The sequence below is a fragment of the Microlunatus sp. Gsoil 973 genome (assembly GCF_009707365.1).
In the GTDB taxonomy this organism is placed as follows: Bacteria; Actinomycetota; Actinomycetes; order Propionibacteriales; family Propionibacteriaceae; genus Microlunatus.
In genome coordinates, this window is record NZ_CP046122.1 from 2007243 (window position 1) to 2024339 (window position 17097).

The following is a 17097-nucleotide window of genomic DNA, read 5'->3' on the forward strand; positions in this document are numbered from 1 at the left end:
GGCTCAGCGGTTGTCGGCCAGGCCGGCGAGGAGTTTGCCCAGCAGCCGACTGAGTTGCTGCTTGTCCCGCGGGGGCAGGACCCCCTCGAACAGGCCACGCATCGTCTGATCGACGGTGGTGGTGGCTGCGCGGAGCAACCGCCGACCCTTGGGTGTGATCACCACGGCATGACTTCTGCGGTCGGTCGGGTCGGGCCGCCGCTCGGCGCACCCTAGGCGTTCCAGTTGATCAAGCACGTAGACAAGTGACGTCTTGTCCAGCTGCACCCGTTCGACGAGTTCCCGCTGTTTGGACGGACTGTGCTCGGCGAGGTCGGCCAACACCCCGAGATGCCGCAGGTCGATCCCGTGGCTCTTCAGCGCGGCGTTGCTCGCAGCCCGACTGTAGCGGTGTGCCAGATAGAACTGTCCACCGAGCACGGTGTCGATCCCTGGTGTATCGGTCACGATCTCCAGGATAACCCTGATGGCAGATTGTCTGTGTGCGGATAATCTCGAGGCCATGCATACTGTGATCATCGGGGCCGGGCTGTCCGGGCCGTTGCTCGCCCAGGGGCTCCGGCGGGCAGGCGTCGACGTGACCCTCATCGAACGGAGGACACCGGCCGAACTGCGCAGTGCCGGCTACCGGATCCATCTGGATCCGCAGGGTGATCGTGCGCTGCGGGCGTGTCTGGAGCCGACGGCGTACGAGCTGGTGTTGCGGACGGCCGGCGTACCCGGCAGCGGCTGGCGGGTGCTGAACACCGAGCTGGAAGTGCTGCAGGAGAACCTGGTCGGACAACCGGAGGACCCGTCCGAGGGCAGACACCTGACCGTTGACCGCCAGACGCTTCGGGAGATCCTGTTGGACGGCCTGGACGACACGGTCCGCCATGGCGTGGGTTTCGAACGGTACCGGGTCGTCGGGGACCGGATCAGCATCGAGCTTGACGGCTCGTCCGCGCTCGAGGCCGATCTGCTGGTCGGTGCCGACGGCAGCGGCTCCCGGGTCCGGGCACAGCGACTGCCCGACCTGGAGGTCGTCGACGTCGGTCAGTTGAACATCTTCGGCCGCACCGCGCTGAGCGAGGCGATCCTGCCTGACATGCCGCCGGCTGCGTTGGACGGCTTCAGTGCCGTGGTCTCCCCTGACGGTCGTGCGATGCCCTTGGCGGCACACCGGTTCGCCAACCCGCCGCAGTCGGCCGCCGACGAACTGCGGTCCGGGCTGCGACTGAGCAGCGGACATGATTACCTGATGTGGGTGCTGACCGTGCCTGATGCGCAACTGCCCGCGGCCGGGCTGCCGCCGGACCTGGTGTCCTGGGTCGCCGAGCAGGTCGGGTCGTGGCATCCGAGCCTGGCCACTCTGGTGACCGCGGCCGAGCCCGGGTCGGTGCACGCCACGACGGTTCGCAGCTCCCGGCGTCCGCAGCCGTGGTCACCGGAGCGGGTCACGCTGATCGGCGACGCCGCGCACCCGATGATCCCCGCTGGGATCGGAGCCGCCGTCGCCCTGGCCGATGCCGCGTTGCTTGCAGAACTGGTCGGGCGAGCCGCGGACGGTGAATCATCGCTGCTGGACGCGATCGCCGACTATGAGCAGCAGATGCGCCGGTACGCCTTCGACGCAGTAGAGGCGTCGGAGCGCCGCATGCAGGCCTGAGCCCGAGCCGGTGTCAGTCCCGCCCGCGCACCTCTTGCTCGCCGCCGCACCAGTTGCTCGACCCCGCACCACCTGCTCGATGCCGCACCAGTTGATCGGCGTCGCACCCCCTGCAGCTGGTGCGTGGCCGAGTAAGTGGGGCGGCAACGAGCAACTGGTGCGGGAACCTGGGTCGCGCGTACGGGAAATAGGGTGGGCGTACGCGGAAATCGGGTTCGGCGCCGAGCAGGCGATGCGGGAACGGATCCGCCGGTCGATGCCGGATCAGGACCGCTCGTCCTCCGGTGACGGCGTGGCGCGCTGGATGCGTACGGAGGTCTCCCAGTCCTTCATCCGGGCCACACCGCGATCGCCGACCCCGCGCAGCACCGCCTCGACCAGCGCTTCGACCAGCGCAAGCACCCCGACCATGGCATCGAACGGGATGCCGTCTACCTTGACCGGGAGCACAACGTCGGCGTGTTCAGTCGCCGGCGACAATCCCTGGTCGGTGATCACCACCACCGAAGCCCCCCGTGTGTGGGCCGCCCGCGCGGCACTCGCGGCGGACTCCTCGTAGCGCCGGAAGTCCATGATCACCATGACGCTGCGGTGGCCGAGACTGAGCAGCTTGCCCATCTGCCGGCCGACCGGGTCCTCGACGAAGTCGACTCCGGGGATCACTTCGTCGAGTTCCGCGGCGAGCAGCATCGCGATGTACCGGCTGAAGTAGCCGCCGGCGATCAACACCTGCTTCGGCCGGTCGGACAGCAGGCGTACGGCTCGTTCGAATTCGCTCGGCGGTACGCTCTCGGCCAGCTCGCCCACCAGTGCCGACCTGCGGGCGACGGCATGCCCCAGAAGATCATCTTCGTCGAGTTCGCGGACGACCTCGGTCCGGCGTACCGGACTGTTGATCTGGTTGCTGACCTCTTCGCGAAGCTTCTGCTGGAAATCCGGATAGCTGCCGATCCCCAGTCGGGACAACAATCGCAGCACCGTCGGCGCCGACGTACCCGCCGATCGGGCCAGCGAGGCCGCGCTTGCCAACCCGGCGCTGGGATAGCTGGCCAACAGCGTGTGGGCGACCTTGCGCTCCGCCGGACTCAGCTCGTCCATCCGGGCGAAGATCTGGTCCTTGATCAGCAGCCCGGTGCCGTGACCGGCGTTGTTGGACACGGCGTTGTTGGACACGGCGTTGTTGGACACGGCGTTGTTGGACACGGCGTTGTTGGACACGGCGTTGTTGGACACGGCGTTGTTGGACACGGCGTCGCTGGACACGGCGTCGCTGGGCATCGCGTCGCTGGGCATGGCGGTGATCGGCATCGGTACCTCGATGATCAGGTCTGGTGATCAAGTATGAATGATCAACTTCCCTTTGTTGGGGTAGGCGGCGAACATGCTCGGTGAGTTGTGGGCCACAACAATACGACCGGAGGCGTCGACGCACACCAGTCCGCCGCTGGAATCTCTCCCCGACAACTCGTTCTGAAAGGTTGCAGTGACAGCTTCGGCTGGACCGGACCCGAGATATCGGATCCGCGCAGCGATGTCGTAGGCCACCACGCCACGGATGAACGCCTCGCCGTGTCCGGTGCAGGAGATTGCCGCCAGACCGTCCCGCGCGTACGTGCCGGCACCGATGATCGGAGTGTCACCGACACGACCGGCGGACTGGTTGGACATTCCGCCCGTCGACGTCGCTGCCGCGATCCTGCCGCCGGTGTCCCGGGCGACCGCTCCCACCGTGCCGTGCCGCGGGCCGGTGACCAGCCGGTCCTGCAGCCGGACCAGTTGTTGTCTCCTCGCCTCGGTCACGAAGTACTCCGGCGTGACCACCGAAAGGTCCCAGCCGGCGACCAACTCGGCCGGCGGCGCCACGAGCAGGAGGTGCTCCGATCGCTCCATCACCGCCCGGGCCAGTCGTACCGGGTTCCTGGCGTACCGGGAGGCGGCGATCGCGCCGGCGTGACCGTCGCCGGTCATCACCGCGGCGTCGAGCTCGGCCTCGCCGTCAGCGGTCAGTGCCGCTCCCCGACCAGCGTTGAACAGCGGATCGTCCTCCATCACCTCGACCGCAGCGCAGACGGCATCCAGTGCCGACCCACCGGATCGCAGAATCTCTTCTCCCGCCCGGTAGGCGCGGGACAACCCGGCCTCGAAGTCGCGCCGCCGACCGTCGGCCAGTTCGGCGATCCGACCGCCCGCTCCGCCGTGCAGGGCCAGCGCGAAGTCACGATCGGCCGACACCTCCCAGAGCTTGAGGTCTTCGGGCGCCTCGACCGACTCTTCCAGCGGTGTCACCGGCTTGCTGATCATCTGGCGTACGCCCTCCTGGTTCGGAACAGGTGAGCTAAATGTACGATGAATGACAGCTGATGGCGAGATTTCGGTATCTGTTACGTTCTGGACACGCGGGGGGCGATCCTCAGGCCGGATCGTCACCGTCTCCGAACGTTGTACGCCCCCGCAGTTTCTCCGCCAGCTCGTCGTCGATGCCGTCCGCGGTGTCCGACATGATCTGGACCGCGTGGGCAAGATGCGCCGGTACGAAGGGCTGGGCGACCACCGACAGCGTCGCGAACACCCGATCACGGATCAGCTGAAACTTGACCCAGCGGGCCTCGACATTCAGGTCGTTGAGCACCTCGACCGCCCGCGACCTGCCCTCAACGTCGTGCACGATCGCCGCGAAGATCACGATCTCCTGCGCGTCGTCGGTGGTCCGCAGAAAGATCATCGTCGAGCCGACCCGGATGGCGATGTCGCCCTCGTCGTCGCGGATCGGCCGATGCCCGAAGAGTTCGGTGAGCTCGGCAGCGACAAGATCGTCCAGATGCTCCCGGCTGCCCGGCAGGACTGCGGCTACGTCGTCGTCGTCGAAGATCCTCTCCGCTGCCGGATCCTCCACCTTGGGGGTGAGGATCTCGGCCAGTTGGTCCGGTGCAAGGAAGACCGGGTGCTGGACGCCGTACACGTCGCGCAGTGCGGTGACCGCGAGATCGGCGAGCTGGTCGGACTCCTCCTGGGCCAACTCGATCCAGAAGTTCGGCGAGGCGTCGGCGCTCGGCGGATTCCAGCCCGCCTTCTCCATCGCCGCCAACTGGCGATCGCCCAGTTGGAACGCTCCGCCCAGCACGGCGTTGCTTGCCGCCTCGGACCTGATCATGTCCCTGGCCGGTGCGCTGAAGGACACGAACGGGCCGCCGTTCTCGGTTCGTTCGGACTCGGTGCCGATCACCAGGTCAGCAGTCTCGTCGATCACCGAGATCACTTCGCTGAGCCGGGTCCGGAACTCGGCCCAGGCCTGTTCGGTGCTCCGGTCGATATCGAAGCCCTCGTAATCAGTCGCGTCCAACACCCATCCCTTCCGCGCGGTTTCGCTGCCGAACCTATCGCACCCGGGGACCGGGGCGGCCGTGCCGGCGGCCGACCGCAGCAGCGGCTAGAAGAGCGGCTCGTCAACCTCGTCGTGGTAGAGCGCCGCGACCACCCGGGACGGCGCCGGCCGACCGAGCTTGCCGGCCATCCAGCCGCTGATCTGGATGAGCCGATCGAGGTCGACGCCCGTGCGGATGCCCAGGCCGGTCAGCATCCAGACGAGGTCCTCGGTCGCGAGGTTTCCGGTCGCCGAGCGGGCGAACTGACAGCCACCGATCCCTCCGGCCGATGAGTCGTACTCGCTGACACCACACTGCAGACCGGACAGCACGTTGGCCAACGCACCGCCGTAGGTGTCGTGGAAATGCAGGGCGAGCCGCTCCATCCCGATTCCCGCGGCACCGAGCGACTCGAGCAGTGCCCGGACGTGTCCGGGGGTACCGACGCCGATGGTGTCGCCGAGGCTGATGGTCCGTACCCCGAGATCGGCCAGCCTCCTGGTGACCGACACCACCTGACCGAGTGGCACCCGGCCCTCCCATGGGTCACCGAAGCACATCGAGACGTAGCCGCGGACTGGAATACCCGCCTCCGCGGCCTGCCGGACGACCGGGGCCGCCATCTCGATCGCACCGTCGACCGTCGTCGCGAGATTCTCCTTGGCGAAGCGTTCGGTGGCGCTGACGAAGACCGCGATCTCGGTCGCCCCGGCCTCCAGCGCGCGGTCCATTCCCTTCTGGTTGGGCACCAGCACCGGATGCCGGTATCCGTCCGGTGCGCCGATCCCGGCCAGCACCTGGTTGGCGTCGGCCAACTGCGGAACCCAGCGCGGCGAGACGAAACTTGTCGCCTCGATCGCCGTCAGACCCGCCTGCCGGAGCCGACGGATGAACTCGATCTTGGTCCGGGTGTCGACGATCTGCTTCTCCGCCTGCAGACCGTCCCGCGGCCCGACCTCGTAGATCGTCACCTCGCCCGGCAGACCGGGCAGCGGAAAGACGTCCGGATGCTCCACCATGTCCGCACCCTACTTCGCACGGTCGCCGCTGCGAGGCGCTGTGGCCGTCGCGTTGTGACTGGCCTCCGCGACGTGCCGCCGACCGGCCGCAAACATCCGATGTCTTGTACGGTTCTGTGCCGTGACCACCGACCCGCTCCCGCTGATCCCGCCGACACCCGGACAGCTCGCCTGGCAGCGCCAGGAGTTCGGCGTCTTCTTCCACTTCGGCGTCAACACCTTCGCCGGCCTGGAGTGGAGCGACGGCACACTCGATCCCTCGATCTTCAACCCGACCCGGCTCGACGCCGACCAATGGGTCGCCACGGCGGCCGACGCCGGCGCCCGCTACGTCATCCTGACCGCGAAACACCACGACGGCTTCTGTCTGTGGCCCACTGACACCACCGACTACTCGGTCAGGTCCTCCCCCTGGAAGGACGGCACCGGCGACGTGGTCGCCGAGGTGATGACTGCCGCTGACAAGTACGGCCTGGGCTTCGGGCTCTACTTGTCGCCCTGGGACCGCCACGCACCGTGCTATCCGGACCCGGTGGCGTACGACCGCTACTACCAGGATCAGCTTCGCGAACTGTGCACCCGCTACGGAACGCTGTCGGAGTTGTGGTTCGACGGCGCCGGATCCCAGGGCCGCGAGTACGACTGGGTCGGGATCGGCGAGGTGATCAACCAGACCCAGCCGCAGGCGATGATCTTCAACATGGGCGATCCGACGATCCGCTGGGTCGGCAACGAGGACGGGCTGGCCTCGGATCCGGTCGACTACGTGGTGACCGAGACCGATTTCAGCCAGTACACCGTGCAGACGACACGCCTGGATCGCGCGCTCTATCTGCCGCCGGAGTGCGACGTGTCGATCCGCAAGGGCTGGTTCTGGGCGGAGGACGACCGGCCCAAAACGCTTGATCATCTGCTGGCGGTCCACTACCGGTCGATCGGCATGGGCGCCAACCTGCTGCTGAATCTGCCACCGGACAACCGCGGACTGATCCCTGAGGAGGATGTCGACCGGCTCGCCGAATGGCGGGCGGAACTCGATCGCCGGTTCGCCAACGGCGTGGCGCCCGCCGCCCTGGCCGAGGTCTCACCCGGCGTCTGGCGGGCGAGCTTCGAGCATCACGTACGGCTTGATCATCTGCAGCTGGTCGAGGACTTCGCGGACAGCCAGCGGATCCGGTCGCACGCGATCACCAGCGGTGATCGACTCGTAGCCTCCGGGCAGACCGTCGGCAACAAGCGGATCCACGTCTTCGAGGAGATCGAGACCGCGGAACTGACCATCACCGTCGACGGCCCCGCCCCGAAGCTGGAATCGATCCGCGGCTTCCGGACCGGGGTCGAGTCGATCCCCGACATCGACTACCTGGCCGGCACCGAAGCCCCGGCCGACTAGCTCACTGCATCAGCTGCTCCACACGGCCCGTCCCCGTATCCGGAAGGCAAGGCAATGTCCACAGCAAGCCCTCGGTTCCCGCTGGGTCCGTTCCGGCCGTACCCGGACAACCCCATCCTCCGGCCACGCGGCGACAGCTGGGAATCGGCCAATCTCTACAACCCGGCAGCCATCGTCGAGGACGATCAGGTGCTGCTGCTCTACCGCGCCCACGCCGACGACATCGTGTCGCACGTCGGCCTGGCGCGCAGCGCCGACGGCTATCACTTCGACCGCGAACCGGAACCGATCCTGTCACCCGAGCACCCCTGGGAGAGTCGGGGGTGCGAGGACCCACGGGTCAGCAAGATCGACGGTGTCTACTACCTGACCTACACCGGTTACGACGGCACGACGGCCCAGCTGTGCCTCGCCACCTCCACCGATCTGCACGTCTGGACCAAGCACGGCCCGATCCTGCCGGCCGGCTACGACACGTTCGCGCCGGTCGACGGCGATCGGGGACGTACCTGGAGCAAGGCCGGAGTGATCCATCCGCAGAAGATCGACGGGCTGTACTACCTCTATTTCGGCGAGGGCGCGATCTTCTACGCCACCTCGTCGGATCTGCTGCACTGGACGCCCTGTCCCCAGGACAGGCCGATCCACACCCCGACTCCGGGCAGCTGGAACGAGCGGCTGGTCGAGATCGGCGCCCCGCCGGTCGTCACCGACGACGGGCTGTTGATCTTCATGATCAACGGCGCGCGGGAGGGCGAGTCGACCCGGGTCGACTACCGCTGCGGGCAGTTCGCCATCGCCCTGAACGATCCGACCACAGTGATCGCGGAGATGACCGTGCCGTGGCTGCGGCCGCAGACCGCGGAGGAACTGCACGGCCTGGTGTCCAACGTCACCTTCGTCGAAGGCCTGGTCTGGTTCAGGGGCCGCTGGCTCGCCTATTACGGACAGAGCGACACCACCCTCGCTGTCGCCGAGTACGTACCCGGCCGCGACGACTACCGCTGATCACTCCGCGGCCGCCGGCCCGCCTCTCCGCACCAGCGGCTGCACCCCGCACCGTGTGTACACGGTGCGGGGTGCAGTACGTGGTGCGGCAAGAGAGCCGGACGCGGGAACCGGGCGGTAGCGAGGACCGGTCAGGCGGCGACCTTGGCGCCCAGCTCGGCACCGCCGGTGGATTCCGCGCCGCGGCCGTGGTCGTCGGCCGCAACGTGACAGGCGGCACGGATCCCGGGCTTCAGCTCGAGCAGCGGCGGTGTGGTGGTACGGCACACCTCGCGCGCCAACGGACAACGGTCGACGAACCGGCAACCCGGACCCGGATCGATCACCTTCGGCGGCTCACCCTTGGCCATCTCCGCCGTCACCGCCAGCTCCGCCCGCGGATCGGGCACCGCGGCCACCAACAGCTGCGTGTACGGATGCAGTGGGTTGCCCAGAACATCCTCCACCGGTCCGGACTCGACGATCCGGCCCGCGTACATCACCATCATCCGGTCCGCGACGTAGCGCGCACTGGCGATGTCGTGGGTGATGTACAGCAGTGAAACGCCCTGATCATCACGCAGGCTGGTCATCACGTTCAGCAGCCCGATCCGGATCGAGATGTCCAGCATCGACACGGGCTCATCGGCCAGGATCACCTTGGGCTGATACGCCAGCGCCTGGGCGAAGCCGATCCGTTGCCGCTGACCACCGGAGAGCTCGTAGGGATACCGGCCGAACACCTGGGATGCCGGCGACAGGCCGACCGCGTTGAGCACCCGTTCGGCCTCGGCCTCCCGGTCCGCCGCGCTGATGTCGTGCCGATGCAGTTTGAACCCGCGCATGATCCCGTGGGCCACGGTGAAGGCCGGGTTCAGCGAGCTGAACGGATCCTGGAAGACCATCGGCACCGCAGCCCGATAGGCGAGCACGTCCTGCCGGGACTTCAACGACGACAGCGGGGTGCCCTCGAACAGGATCTCTCCACTGCTCGGGGCGTACACCTGGGCGAGCAGCCGGGCGATCGTGCTCTTACCGCTGCCGCTCTCGCCCACGAGGGCGACGATCTCGCCCGGATTGATCACGAAGTTCGCCTCGTCGACCGCATGCAGGTGCTTGCGGCTGCGCAGCCCGCCGACACGGAACACCCGGGTCAACTCCCGGGCCTCCAGCAACGGCCTGCGCGGGGTGTCCGTCGCAGCCTGGTTCGAATCGGCCATGATCACACCCCCGCCGTGGCTTGGTCACGATAGGCAGGATCGTGCAACAGGCATCTGGCCTGCACACCCTGTACGTCGTACAACTGCGGTTCCACGGTCGGACACGGGGCGAACCGCATCGGGCAGCGTGGTTCGAAGCGACAGCCCGGCGGCATCGACGCCAGGCTCGGCGGGCTGCCCGGGATCCCCCTGCAACGCCACTCGCTCGCCCTTGATCGACGGGAAGGCGTCCAGCAGTCCCTGACTGTAGGGATGTGCCGGGGAGTCGAAGACCTGCCGGGTCGGTCCGAACTCCATCTCCTGCCCGGCGTACATGACCATCAGCCGATCGGAGAAGTGGCTGACCAGGCTCATGTCGTGGGTCACGAAGATCACCGCGAACCCCAGCTGCTGCTGGAGCTCCTTGATCTGCAACATCAACGAGCGCTGGGCGACCACGTCGAGCGCCGAGGTGGGCTCGTCCATGATCACCAGTTCCGGGGTGAACAACAGCGCCATCGCGATCATCGCCCGCTGGCGCATGCCGCCGGACAGCTGATGCGGATAACTGTTCAGATGCGCCGGGTCGATTCCGACAAGATCGAGCACCGCCTCCGATCGCTCCCGGATCTCGATCTTGGACCGTACGCCGTGTGCCTGCATGGCATCGGCGTACTGGGCACTGATCTTCTTGACCGGGTTGAGGGCGTTCATCGCACTCTGCATCACCACCGACATGTTCCGCCAGCGGATCGGCGCGAGTTCGGCCTCGGTCATCGCCACCATGTTCTGGCCGCGGAACATCACCTGGCCGTTGGACACCCGCGCCGGTGCGGTGAGCAGCTGCGCGATGGCGAACAACAGGGTTGATTTGCCGCAGCCCGATTCGCCCACGATGCCGACGAATTCGCCCTTCTCGACATCGAGATCGACATGGTCGACGGCGGTCACCGGCCCGTTCGACGTGTCGTATTCCACCGACAGATCGGTGACCTCGAGCAGGCTCGTCACTTGCGTCCCTTTCTGCGGCGCACCGGCCGGAGCGCCGGATTGCTGATCTCGTCGAAGGCGTAATTCAGTAGCGCGAACGATGCACCCAACAGGCCGATGCACAGGCCGGGCGCGATGACCCACCATTGCTGGCCGGTCTGCAGGGCCTCATTGGTCTGCGCCCAGTGCAGCATGCTGCCCCAGCTCACCGTCGAGGAGTTGCCCAGGCCGATGAACTGCAGCCCGGCGGCGGTGAGCAGGGGCGTACAGGGCTGCGCCGAGGAAGGTGGCGGCGATCAACGACACCATGTTCGGGAGGATCTCGGCAACGATGATGTACGCCCTCCGCTCGCCGCGCACCCGGGCGGACTCCAGGAACTCCCGATTGCGCAGGGACATGGCCTGGGCGCGGAGCTGGCGGGCGCCGTACGCCCACCCGGTGATCACCAGGATCAGCACGACCACGGTCTGTCCACCGCTGCCTGCATAGGCCGCGATCACGATGATCAGCGGAAAGGCGGGAATCACCAGGAACACGTCGGTGAGCAGCGACAACAGGTTGTCACCCACGCCGCTGAGGTAGGCCGACGAGACGCCGATGATCACCGACAACACGCTGGCCAGCGCGCCGGCGATGACGGCGATCAACAGCGACGGCCGGGTGCCCCACACCAGTTGCGCCCAGATGTCCTGGCCGAAGGCATTGGTACCGAGGATGTGGCCGGCCCCCGGAGGCAACATCAGCTCGAACCTCTTGTTCGGGTCGCTCACCGAGGTGAACACCCGGGGCACCGCTGCCGCGATCACGAAGATCAACAGCAGGATCGCCCCGATCAGCGCCTTCGTGTTGCCGAGGACGGCCCGCAGCACACCCAGTCCGGGACGAGCCCGGGAGGTCGTCTGCGCGCCGGTCTCGGCGGTCGTCGTTGTCGATGCACTGACGGCACTCATTGCGTCATCCCTCCCTTTCTAGTCGGCTGTCCGGACTCGTGGGTCGAGCCAGGCCGTCAGGAAGTCACTGATCAACACGGCGACCAGCACGGTGACGGTGATCATCACGAACAGCGCCTGCATCAGCGGATAGTCCTGATTGTTGACCGCCTGGAGCAACATGTAGCCCACACCCGGATAGTTGAAGGTGAATTCCACCAGGATCGATCCGCTGACCACGAAGCCCAGTGACATCGCAAACCCGGACAGATTGGGCAGGATGGCGTTGCGGCCCGCGTACCCGATCATGATCTTGCGGTTGGGGATGCCCTTGGCCCGCGCCATCCGGATGTAGTCCTCGGCCACGGTGGTGACGACGTTGTTGCGCATCGTCAGGATCCAGCCGCCGATCGAGACGATCAGGATCGACACGGCCGGCAGGATCGCGTGCCGGATCACGTCCCCGATGAACGTCGCATTGAAGCCCGGGTCGAGGGTCGGGTCATAACCACCGTCGTTCGGCAGCAGACCGTTGGTGCCGAGGGAGAAGACGAGGATCAGCACCAGCCCGATCCAGAAGTAGGGCAGCGCCGAGGTGATGACGAACACCGGCGGCAACACACTGTCGACGACGCCGTTGCGGCGCCAGCCGCCGATCATCCCGATCACCGTGCCGAGCAGGAAGGCGATGATCGTGGTGATCCCGACCAGACCGAGCGTCCACGGCAACGCCTGCGAGACCACCGTGCTGACCGGTTGCGGAAAGAAGGTCAGCGAGATGCCGAAATGCCCGGTCAGCGTGTTGCCGAGGTAGTCAAGATACTGCTCCGGCAACGATTTCTGGGTGTCCAGTCCGAAGGCGACCTCGAGCGCCTTCAACGCGTCCGGATTGATCCGGCCCTTGTAGCGGGCCATCATCGCCTCCGCCGGATTTCCCGGCATCAGCCGTGGCACGAAGAAGTTCACCGTCAAGGCCACCCACAGGGTGACGACGAAGAACCCCAGTCTGCGCACTATGAAGCGCATCAACCTCTCCCGACGCTTTTCGTGTTGATCATGCCTGTATTGCGTTCAGTCAGGCCCGTTCCGGGCCTGTCGGAGGGCCGGAACCCGACCCCCGACAGCCCGTCACTCGGGTCAGCCCTTCGGCTGCAGGTGCAAAAGCACCTGCTCGTTGTCCGGCGTCGCGTACGGCGCCGGCAGCGCGTACGGGTCCTCCTTGGTCGGCCACCCGGTGAAGTCCTTGGTGTTGTACTGGAACCAGCTCACACTCTCCAGGACCGGGATGACCGGCACCTCCTCCAGCATCACCTTCTGCAGCTCCTTGACGATCTCATGCTGCCGTGCGCTGTCCGCACCCGGGTACTCGTTGAACAGGGCGTCGGTCTTCGGGTTCATGTAGCGCTCGAAGTTGGACGACGCGTTCTGTCCGATCGGGGCGGAATTGCCGCCGTAGAGGTTCTGCCGCATCTCGAAGTACGGCACCGGGCCACCGTTCTGGGAGCCGTAGGCGAGCTGGAAGTCACCCTTGTAGATCTTGTTGTTGTACGTCTGGCCGGCGATGTTCTGCACGGTCAGATCGATCCCCATGGGCTGCAGCTCCTGCTTGATCTCCTGCAGCTCGGCCTCCCAGTCGGTGTAGCCGGAGACGCTGATGATCGACAGCTTCAGCGGCTTGCTGGTCGAGTAGCCGGCCGAGGCGAGCAGTTCCTTCACCTTGGCGGGATCCTGCTTGTAACCGTACTGATCGGCCGCGGCCTGGTCGTACCAGTCCTGGAAGGTCGGCAGCACGATGCCCGCCTGGTTGGACGCCGGCAGCTGACCGCCGACGCCGATCTTGGACACCTGGTCCTTGTCGATCGCGTACGCCAGCGCCTGCCGGACCGCCTTGTTGGTGGTCGGGCCCTGCTTCATGTTGGCGAAGATCTCGACATTCGCGACCGGCGGATACCAATAGTGGTTGTTCGTCTTGTCCCGGTCGACGTAGTAGCGATCGACATTGGGAATGTACTGGCCACCCCACTGTGCCTTACCGGTAGCCAGGTCGAGATTGGCCGGGCTGTTGTCGGTATAGGCCGGGTAGTTGATCGTCTTGACCGCCGGCTTGCCCTTCTGCCAGAAGTTCGGGTTCGCCTGGTACCTGATGTTCTGCGGCTTGCAGTCCGAAACGGTGTACGGGCCGCTGCCGACCGGCTTGGAATCGGTGAACTGGACCGGATCCTTCGCCGCGTCGCCGGTGTCCCAGATGTGCTTCGGCACGATCGGGGTCTGACCGGCAACGTAGTAGAAGTAGGGCTCCGACGGTGTCTTGAACTTCACAGTCACCGTGCTGCCGCTGGCCTCCACCGACTGCAGACCGGAGGACCAGAGCGCGTTCAGGTCCAGGCCCTTGTTCTCCTTCAGCAGGTTGAAGGTGAACGCGACGTCGTCAGCAGTCAGCGGCTGCCCGTCGTTCCACTTGATCCCGTCCCTGATCTGGAAGGTCAGCGTCTTCTTGTCCGAACTCCACTTCGACGATTCGGCGATCATCGGAGTCTCTTTGGAGTTCTGCAGGGGATTGACGTGCACCAGCGTCTCGTAGACGAACCCGATGCTCTGTCCGTTTACCGACGGGTTGAAGGGATTGAACCCGCAGGTCCACGTCGTGCCTCCGACGTTGGCGATCGTCAATGACGTCGAGGACGAGCCGTTCGATCCGGAGTTGTTGCCGGATCCTCCCCCGCCACCGCATGCCGCGACCAGCGCGAGCACGCCGACCGAGACCAGTGCCCCGAGGGCCCTGGCCGGTTTACCGAATTTCATGATCATCCTCCCGATCATCGAACTGCTCGTCGAACCGTTCATCCGAAAACTGCTTCCTGAAGTTGTCGCACGGCTGCCTCGACGGCACCGTGCCTGACTGCATGATCACGTCCGGTGGCCGGTCTGACCTCCGGCCGATGAGCGATCAACCGGTGCAGCCGGTCTGCCACCCGGTCGGCGAGTCGGTCCCCGCCCGCAACCCCTATCTCCCCGCCCAGCAGAACCAGTTGGGGGTCGAGCAGCGACACCGGGATCACCACAGCCTGGGCGACCCGGGCGGCCAACTCGGCCAAGAATCCCTCCGGGTCACCGCCGCGTTCGGATTCCCCGGCGACCGCGGCGACGGCCCTGCGCACCAGGGTGCCGGCGCGGCCGGCCCGGACGCCGTGATCGGCGGCCAACTCCAGCACCCCGTGATTGTCGATCAGTTCGGTTACCCGCCGGCCGTTGAAGTCCAGCGGCGCGAAGTCGATCTCACCGGCCGCACCGCGCCAACCCCGGTGCAGGCGCCCGTCGACGACCACCGCGGCAGCGACGCCGGAGCTCATCCAGAGCAGCAGCACGTCGGTGTAGCCGCGGGCCCGGCCGTGCAGCAGTTCGTCGGTAGCCACCAGGTTGACGTCGTTCTCCACGGTGACCGGCATACCGAGCGCGTCAGCCAGCCGGTGGGGAACGTTGAAACCGTGCCAGCGCGGCATGTGGTCGGCATAGCCCAGGAATCCGGTGACCGGATCGATCGATCCGGAGATTCCGACGACCGCCCTGTCGATGTCGTCAAGGGTCAGCCCTCGCACCTTGGCGGCGTCGACGACGGCCCTGCGTAGCGGCACCACCGGATCGGGGCCGCTGCCCCGGCTCAGCACCTTGCGCTCGGCGATCACCCGGCCGGACAGATCGGCGACCGCCACGTCGACACTGGAGGAGATGACGTCGATGCCGACGGCGTGCCCGGCCAGCTCGTTGACGGTCCAGAGCCGGGCGTTGGGGCCGGGACCGGAGCTCTCCTTGTGGCCGTCCTGCCGAACCAGCTGGGCCTGTTCAAGGCGGCGCAACAGTTCGGCGGCGGCCGGCTTGGACAGGCCGATCGCGTGTTCGAGCTCGACGCGGGACAGCGGTCCGTGCTCGGCGAGCGCATAGAGCGCGGCGCGATCGTTCATCGCCCGCAGCGCACGAGGACCACCGACCCGCACCGACAACCCCCTCATCCGACGACCGCGTCAGTAGGAAGGAACCCTGCCCACCAGCTCGACGCCCAGACCGCCGACAACCCGACTGCCGAACCGTCTGGAAAGTTCCCAGATAGATGCATCTTTGGTCCATGCACGTCGCTCGTCAAGCCCTCTTCACGCTTGTAACGCGTTCTTTACCGGACCGCTGGAACAGTCTTGGACAGGACTGAGCCTGGCCGCCAACCGCGATCCGCCGTGGATTCGGGCGTCGACCGGGTGCGCCCGGGCTAGCCCGCAGGCGCCAACAACGCAGCGATCCCGACCAGCACGACCAGCGACAGGACCGTGGTCACGAAGATCGAATCCCGGGCCAGGATGATGCCGCGGTCGTAGCGTACGGAATGGGTGAACACGTTCTGCGCAGTGGGCAGCGCAGCGATCACCGTCACCGCAAGGACGGCGTGCGGATCGAGGTGCAGCACGTAACGCGCCATCAGGAAACCCACCAACGGCTGTACGAGCAGCTTCAGTGCGACGATGTAGCCGATCTGGACCTTCGGTTCGCCCCGGCCCGGCAACGGTCCCAGGCGTAGCGAGATGCCGTACGCGATGAGCATCGCCGGCACGGCCATGTTCCCGATCATGGTCACCGGGTCGGCGACCCATTGCGGAAGCCGGACCGAGAAGATCGACAGCAGCAGACCCAGCAGCGATCCGATCATCAGCGGATTCTTGAACGGTTGGCTGACCAGCCGCAGGAGCCGGTTGCCGCCGGTGTTCGTGTGCGTGGTCAGATCAAGTACGGCCAGGCCGATCGGTTGCAGCAGCACCAGCTGGGTGAGGAGCATCGGCACGATCCACGAGGCGTTGCCCAGGGCGTACACGGCCATCGGCAGGCCGAGGTTGCCGGCATTGACGTAGCTGGCGCAGAAGGTGCCGATGACGGTGTCGCTAGCGGTGCGTTGGAAGATCAGCCGGGCCGCGAGGACGTACAGGATGGCACTCACCCCGGTGCTGGTGATCGAAGCGACGAGGTTGGTGGAGAAGATCTGCCGGACATCGGTGGCAGCGATCTCGCTGAGCATCAGCGCCGGGCTCGCTACGAAGAACGCCAGGCGGGCCAGGACCGTCTGAGCGGTCGCGCCGGCGATCTTGAGGTGGGCGATCAGAAACCCGACGCCGATGACGAGCACGAGCGTGAGGAAGCCCTGCAGGACTCCGCCCACACCTGACTCCTTCACCCGGCCGAAATGGTCGGGCGTCATTCTTGCGCACCCACTCCGCAAACGTTTACCGGGTCTGATCGGCCTGCCTGAGTCGTCGGTCGGATGCCGAGCAGGGAAGCAATCAGTCGCGTCGGGAGATCATCAGGCCTCGGATGATCACATTGCTGGCACCCGTGCTCGCTGGGCAATGTTTGACACCACGGGCGTGGTCAGGGCAAAGGAGACGACCAACGCTCGGCGGGCAGCGCTCAGCCGATCCGCGGAATCGCCATAAATTCAGGACGTTCGGTCCCCAGCGACACCTGACCTCTGCGGCGCAACGGCAACGATCGGCGTGTGAGGGTTGCCGGTCCGGGCGCCCCTCCCTACACT

Annotated in this window: 16 protein-coding genes and 1 pseudogene; 3 read left to right on the plus strand and 14 right to left on the minus strand. The window is 66.4% G+C overall.

The features are described 5' to 3' along the window. Positions 1-3: 3 nt before the first annotated feature. Positions 4-447, minus strand: coding sequence for a MarR family winged helix-turn-helix transcriptional regulator (locus tag GJV80_RS09400; RefSeq protein ID WP_195909261.1), 444 nt, complete (start codon positions 445-447; stop codon positions 4-6). A 55-nt stretch (positions 448-502) separates the two neighbouring features. Here GJV80_RS09400 and GJV80_RS09405 point away from each other — a divergent pair, with 55 nt between their 5' ends. Then, positions 503-1648, plus strand: a complete 1146-nt coding sequence (locus GJV80_RS09405; protein ID WP_195909262.1) for an NAD(P)/FAD-dependent oxidoreductase — start codon at positions 503-505, stop codon at positions 1646-1648. Between the two features lie 264 nt (positions 1649-1912). Here the strand turns inward: GJV80_RS09405 and GJV80_RS09410 are convergent, their stop codons facing one another. The 4 genes from GJV80_RS09410 to GJV80_RS09425 form a co-directional block, all read right to left on the minus strand. Then, on the minus strand, positions 1913-2956 hold the full coding sequence (locus GJV80_RS09410) for an SIS domain-containing protein (protein WP_154687682.1): 1044 nt from the start codon (positions 2954-2956) through the stop codon (positions 1913-1915). Between the two features lie 27 nt (positions 2957-2983). After that, the gene (locus GJV80_RS09415; protein WP_154687683.1) at positions 2984-3949 is read right to left on the minus strand and encodes an isoaspartyl peptidase/L-asparaginase family protein; all 966 of its coding nucleotides are present in this window, start codon (positions 3947-3949) and stop codon (positions 2984-2986) included. A gap of 109 nt (positions 3950-4058) precedes the next feature. Then, complete coding sequence (locus tag GJV80_RS09420; RefSeq protein WP_370518831.1) at positions 4059-4988, minus strand: YbjN domain-containing protein; 930 nt, start codon at positions 4986-4988, stop codon at positions 4059-4061. Positions 4989-5075: 87 nt separating this feature from the next. Continuing rightward, positions 5076-6029, minus strand: coding sequence for a hydroxymethylglutaryl-CoA lyase (locus GJV80_RS09425; RefSeq protein ID WP_154687685.1), 954 nt, complete (start codon positions 6027-6029; stop codon positions 5076-5078). Positions 6030-6150: 121 nt separating this feature from the next. On the opposite strand from GJV80_RS09425, the gene GJV80_RS09430 reads away from it, so the two are divergent. Both GJV80_RS09430 and GJV80_RS09435 read left to right on the plus strand, forming a co-directional pair. After that, the gene (locus GJV80_RS09430) at positions 6151-7422 is read left to right on the plus strand and encodes an alpha-L-fucosidase (protein WP_195909263.1); all 1272 of its coding nucleotides are present in this window, start codon (positions 6151-6153) and stop codon (positions 7420-7422) included. 54 nt (positions 7423-7476) lie between these two features. Next, on the plus strand, positions 7477-8430 hold the full coding sequence (locus tag GJV80_RS09435; RefSeq protein ID WP_154687686.1) for a glycoside hydrolase family 130 protein: 954 nt from the start codon (positions 7477-7479) through the stop codon (positions 8428-8430). Between the two features lie 131 nt (positions 8431-8561). Here the strand turns inward: GJV80_RS09435 and GJV80_RS09440 are convergent, their stop codons facing one another. From GJV80_RS09440 to GJV80_RS09470, 9 genes and pseudogenes are all read right to left on the minus strand, one after another. Beyond that, positions 8562-9629, minus strand: a complete 1068-nt coding sequence (locus GJV80_RS09440) for an ABC transporter ATP-binding protein (protein WP_154687687.1) — start codon at positions 9627-9629, stop codon at positions 8562-8564. Between the two features lie 2 nt (positions 9630-9631). Then, positions 9632-9784, minus strand: coding sequence for a hypothetical protein (locus tag GJV80_RS25010; protein WP_370518832.1), 153 nt, complete (start codon positions 9782-9784; stop codon positions 9632-9634). Between the two features lie 67 nt (positions 9785-9851). Beyond that, positions 9852-10619 (minus strand): annotated as a pseudogene (locus GJV80_RS09445) (ABC transporter ATP-binding protein); the annotation flags it as partial. Further along, positions 10616-10792: a hypothetical protein gene (locus GJV80_RS23810; protein WP_230208298.1), complete on the minus strand. Its 177-nt coding sequence runs from the start codon at positions 10790-10792 to the stop codon at positions 10616-10618. The pseudogene GJV80_RS09445 and the gene GJV80_RS23810, both read right to left, overlap by 4 nt. Further along, the gene (locus GJV80_RS09450; protein WP_230208299.1) at positions 10767-11549 is read right to left on the minus strand and encodes an ABC transporter permease; all 783 of its coding nucleotides are present in this window, start codon (positions 11547-11549) and stop codon (positions 10767-10769) included. The genes GJV80_RS23810 and GJV80_RS09450 overlap by 26 nt, the downstream gene beginning before the upstream one ends. Before the next feature lie 18 nt (positions 11550-11567). Then, on the minus strand, positions 11568-12554 hold the full coding sequence (locus GJV80_RS09455) for an ABC transporter permease (RefSeq protein ID WP_154687688.1): 987 nt from the start codon (positions 12552-12554) through the stop codon (positions 11568-11570). Between the two features lie 111 nt (positions 12555-12665). Next, positions 12666-14336, minus strand: a complete 1671-nt coding sequence (locus GJV80_RS09460; protein ID WP_195909264.1) for an ABC transporter substrate-binding protein — start codon at positions 14334-14336, stop codon at positions 12666-12668. 32 nt (positions 14337-14368) lie between these two features. Next, positions 14369-15487, minus strand: a complete 1119-nt coding sequence (locus GJV80_RS09465) for an ROK family transcriptional regulator (protein ID WP_195909265.1) — start codon at positions 15485-15487, stop codon at positions 14369-14371. Positions 15488-15786: 299 nt separating this feature from the next. Further along, positions 15787-16764 (minus strand): AEC family transporter, encoded by a 978-nt coding sequence (locus GJV80_RS09470; protein WP_230208300.1) that lies wholly within the window; start codon positions 16762-16764, stop codon positions 15787-15789. Positions 16765-17097: the final 333 nt, after the last annotated feature.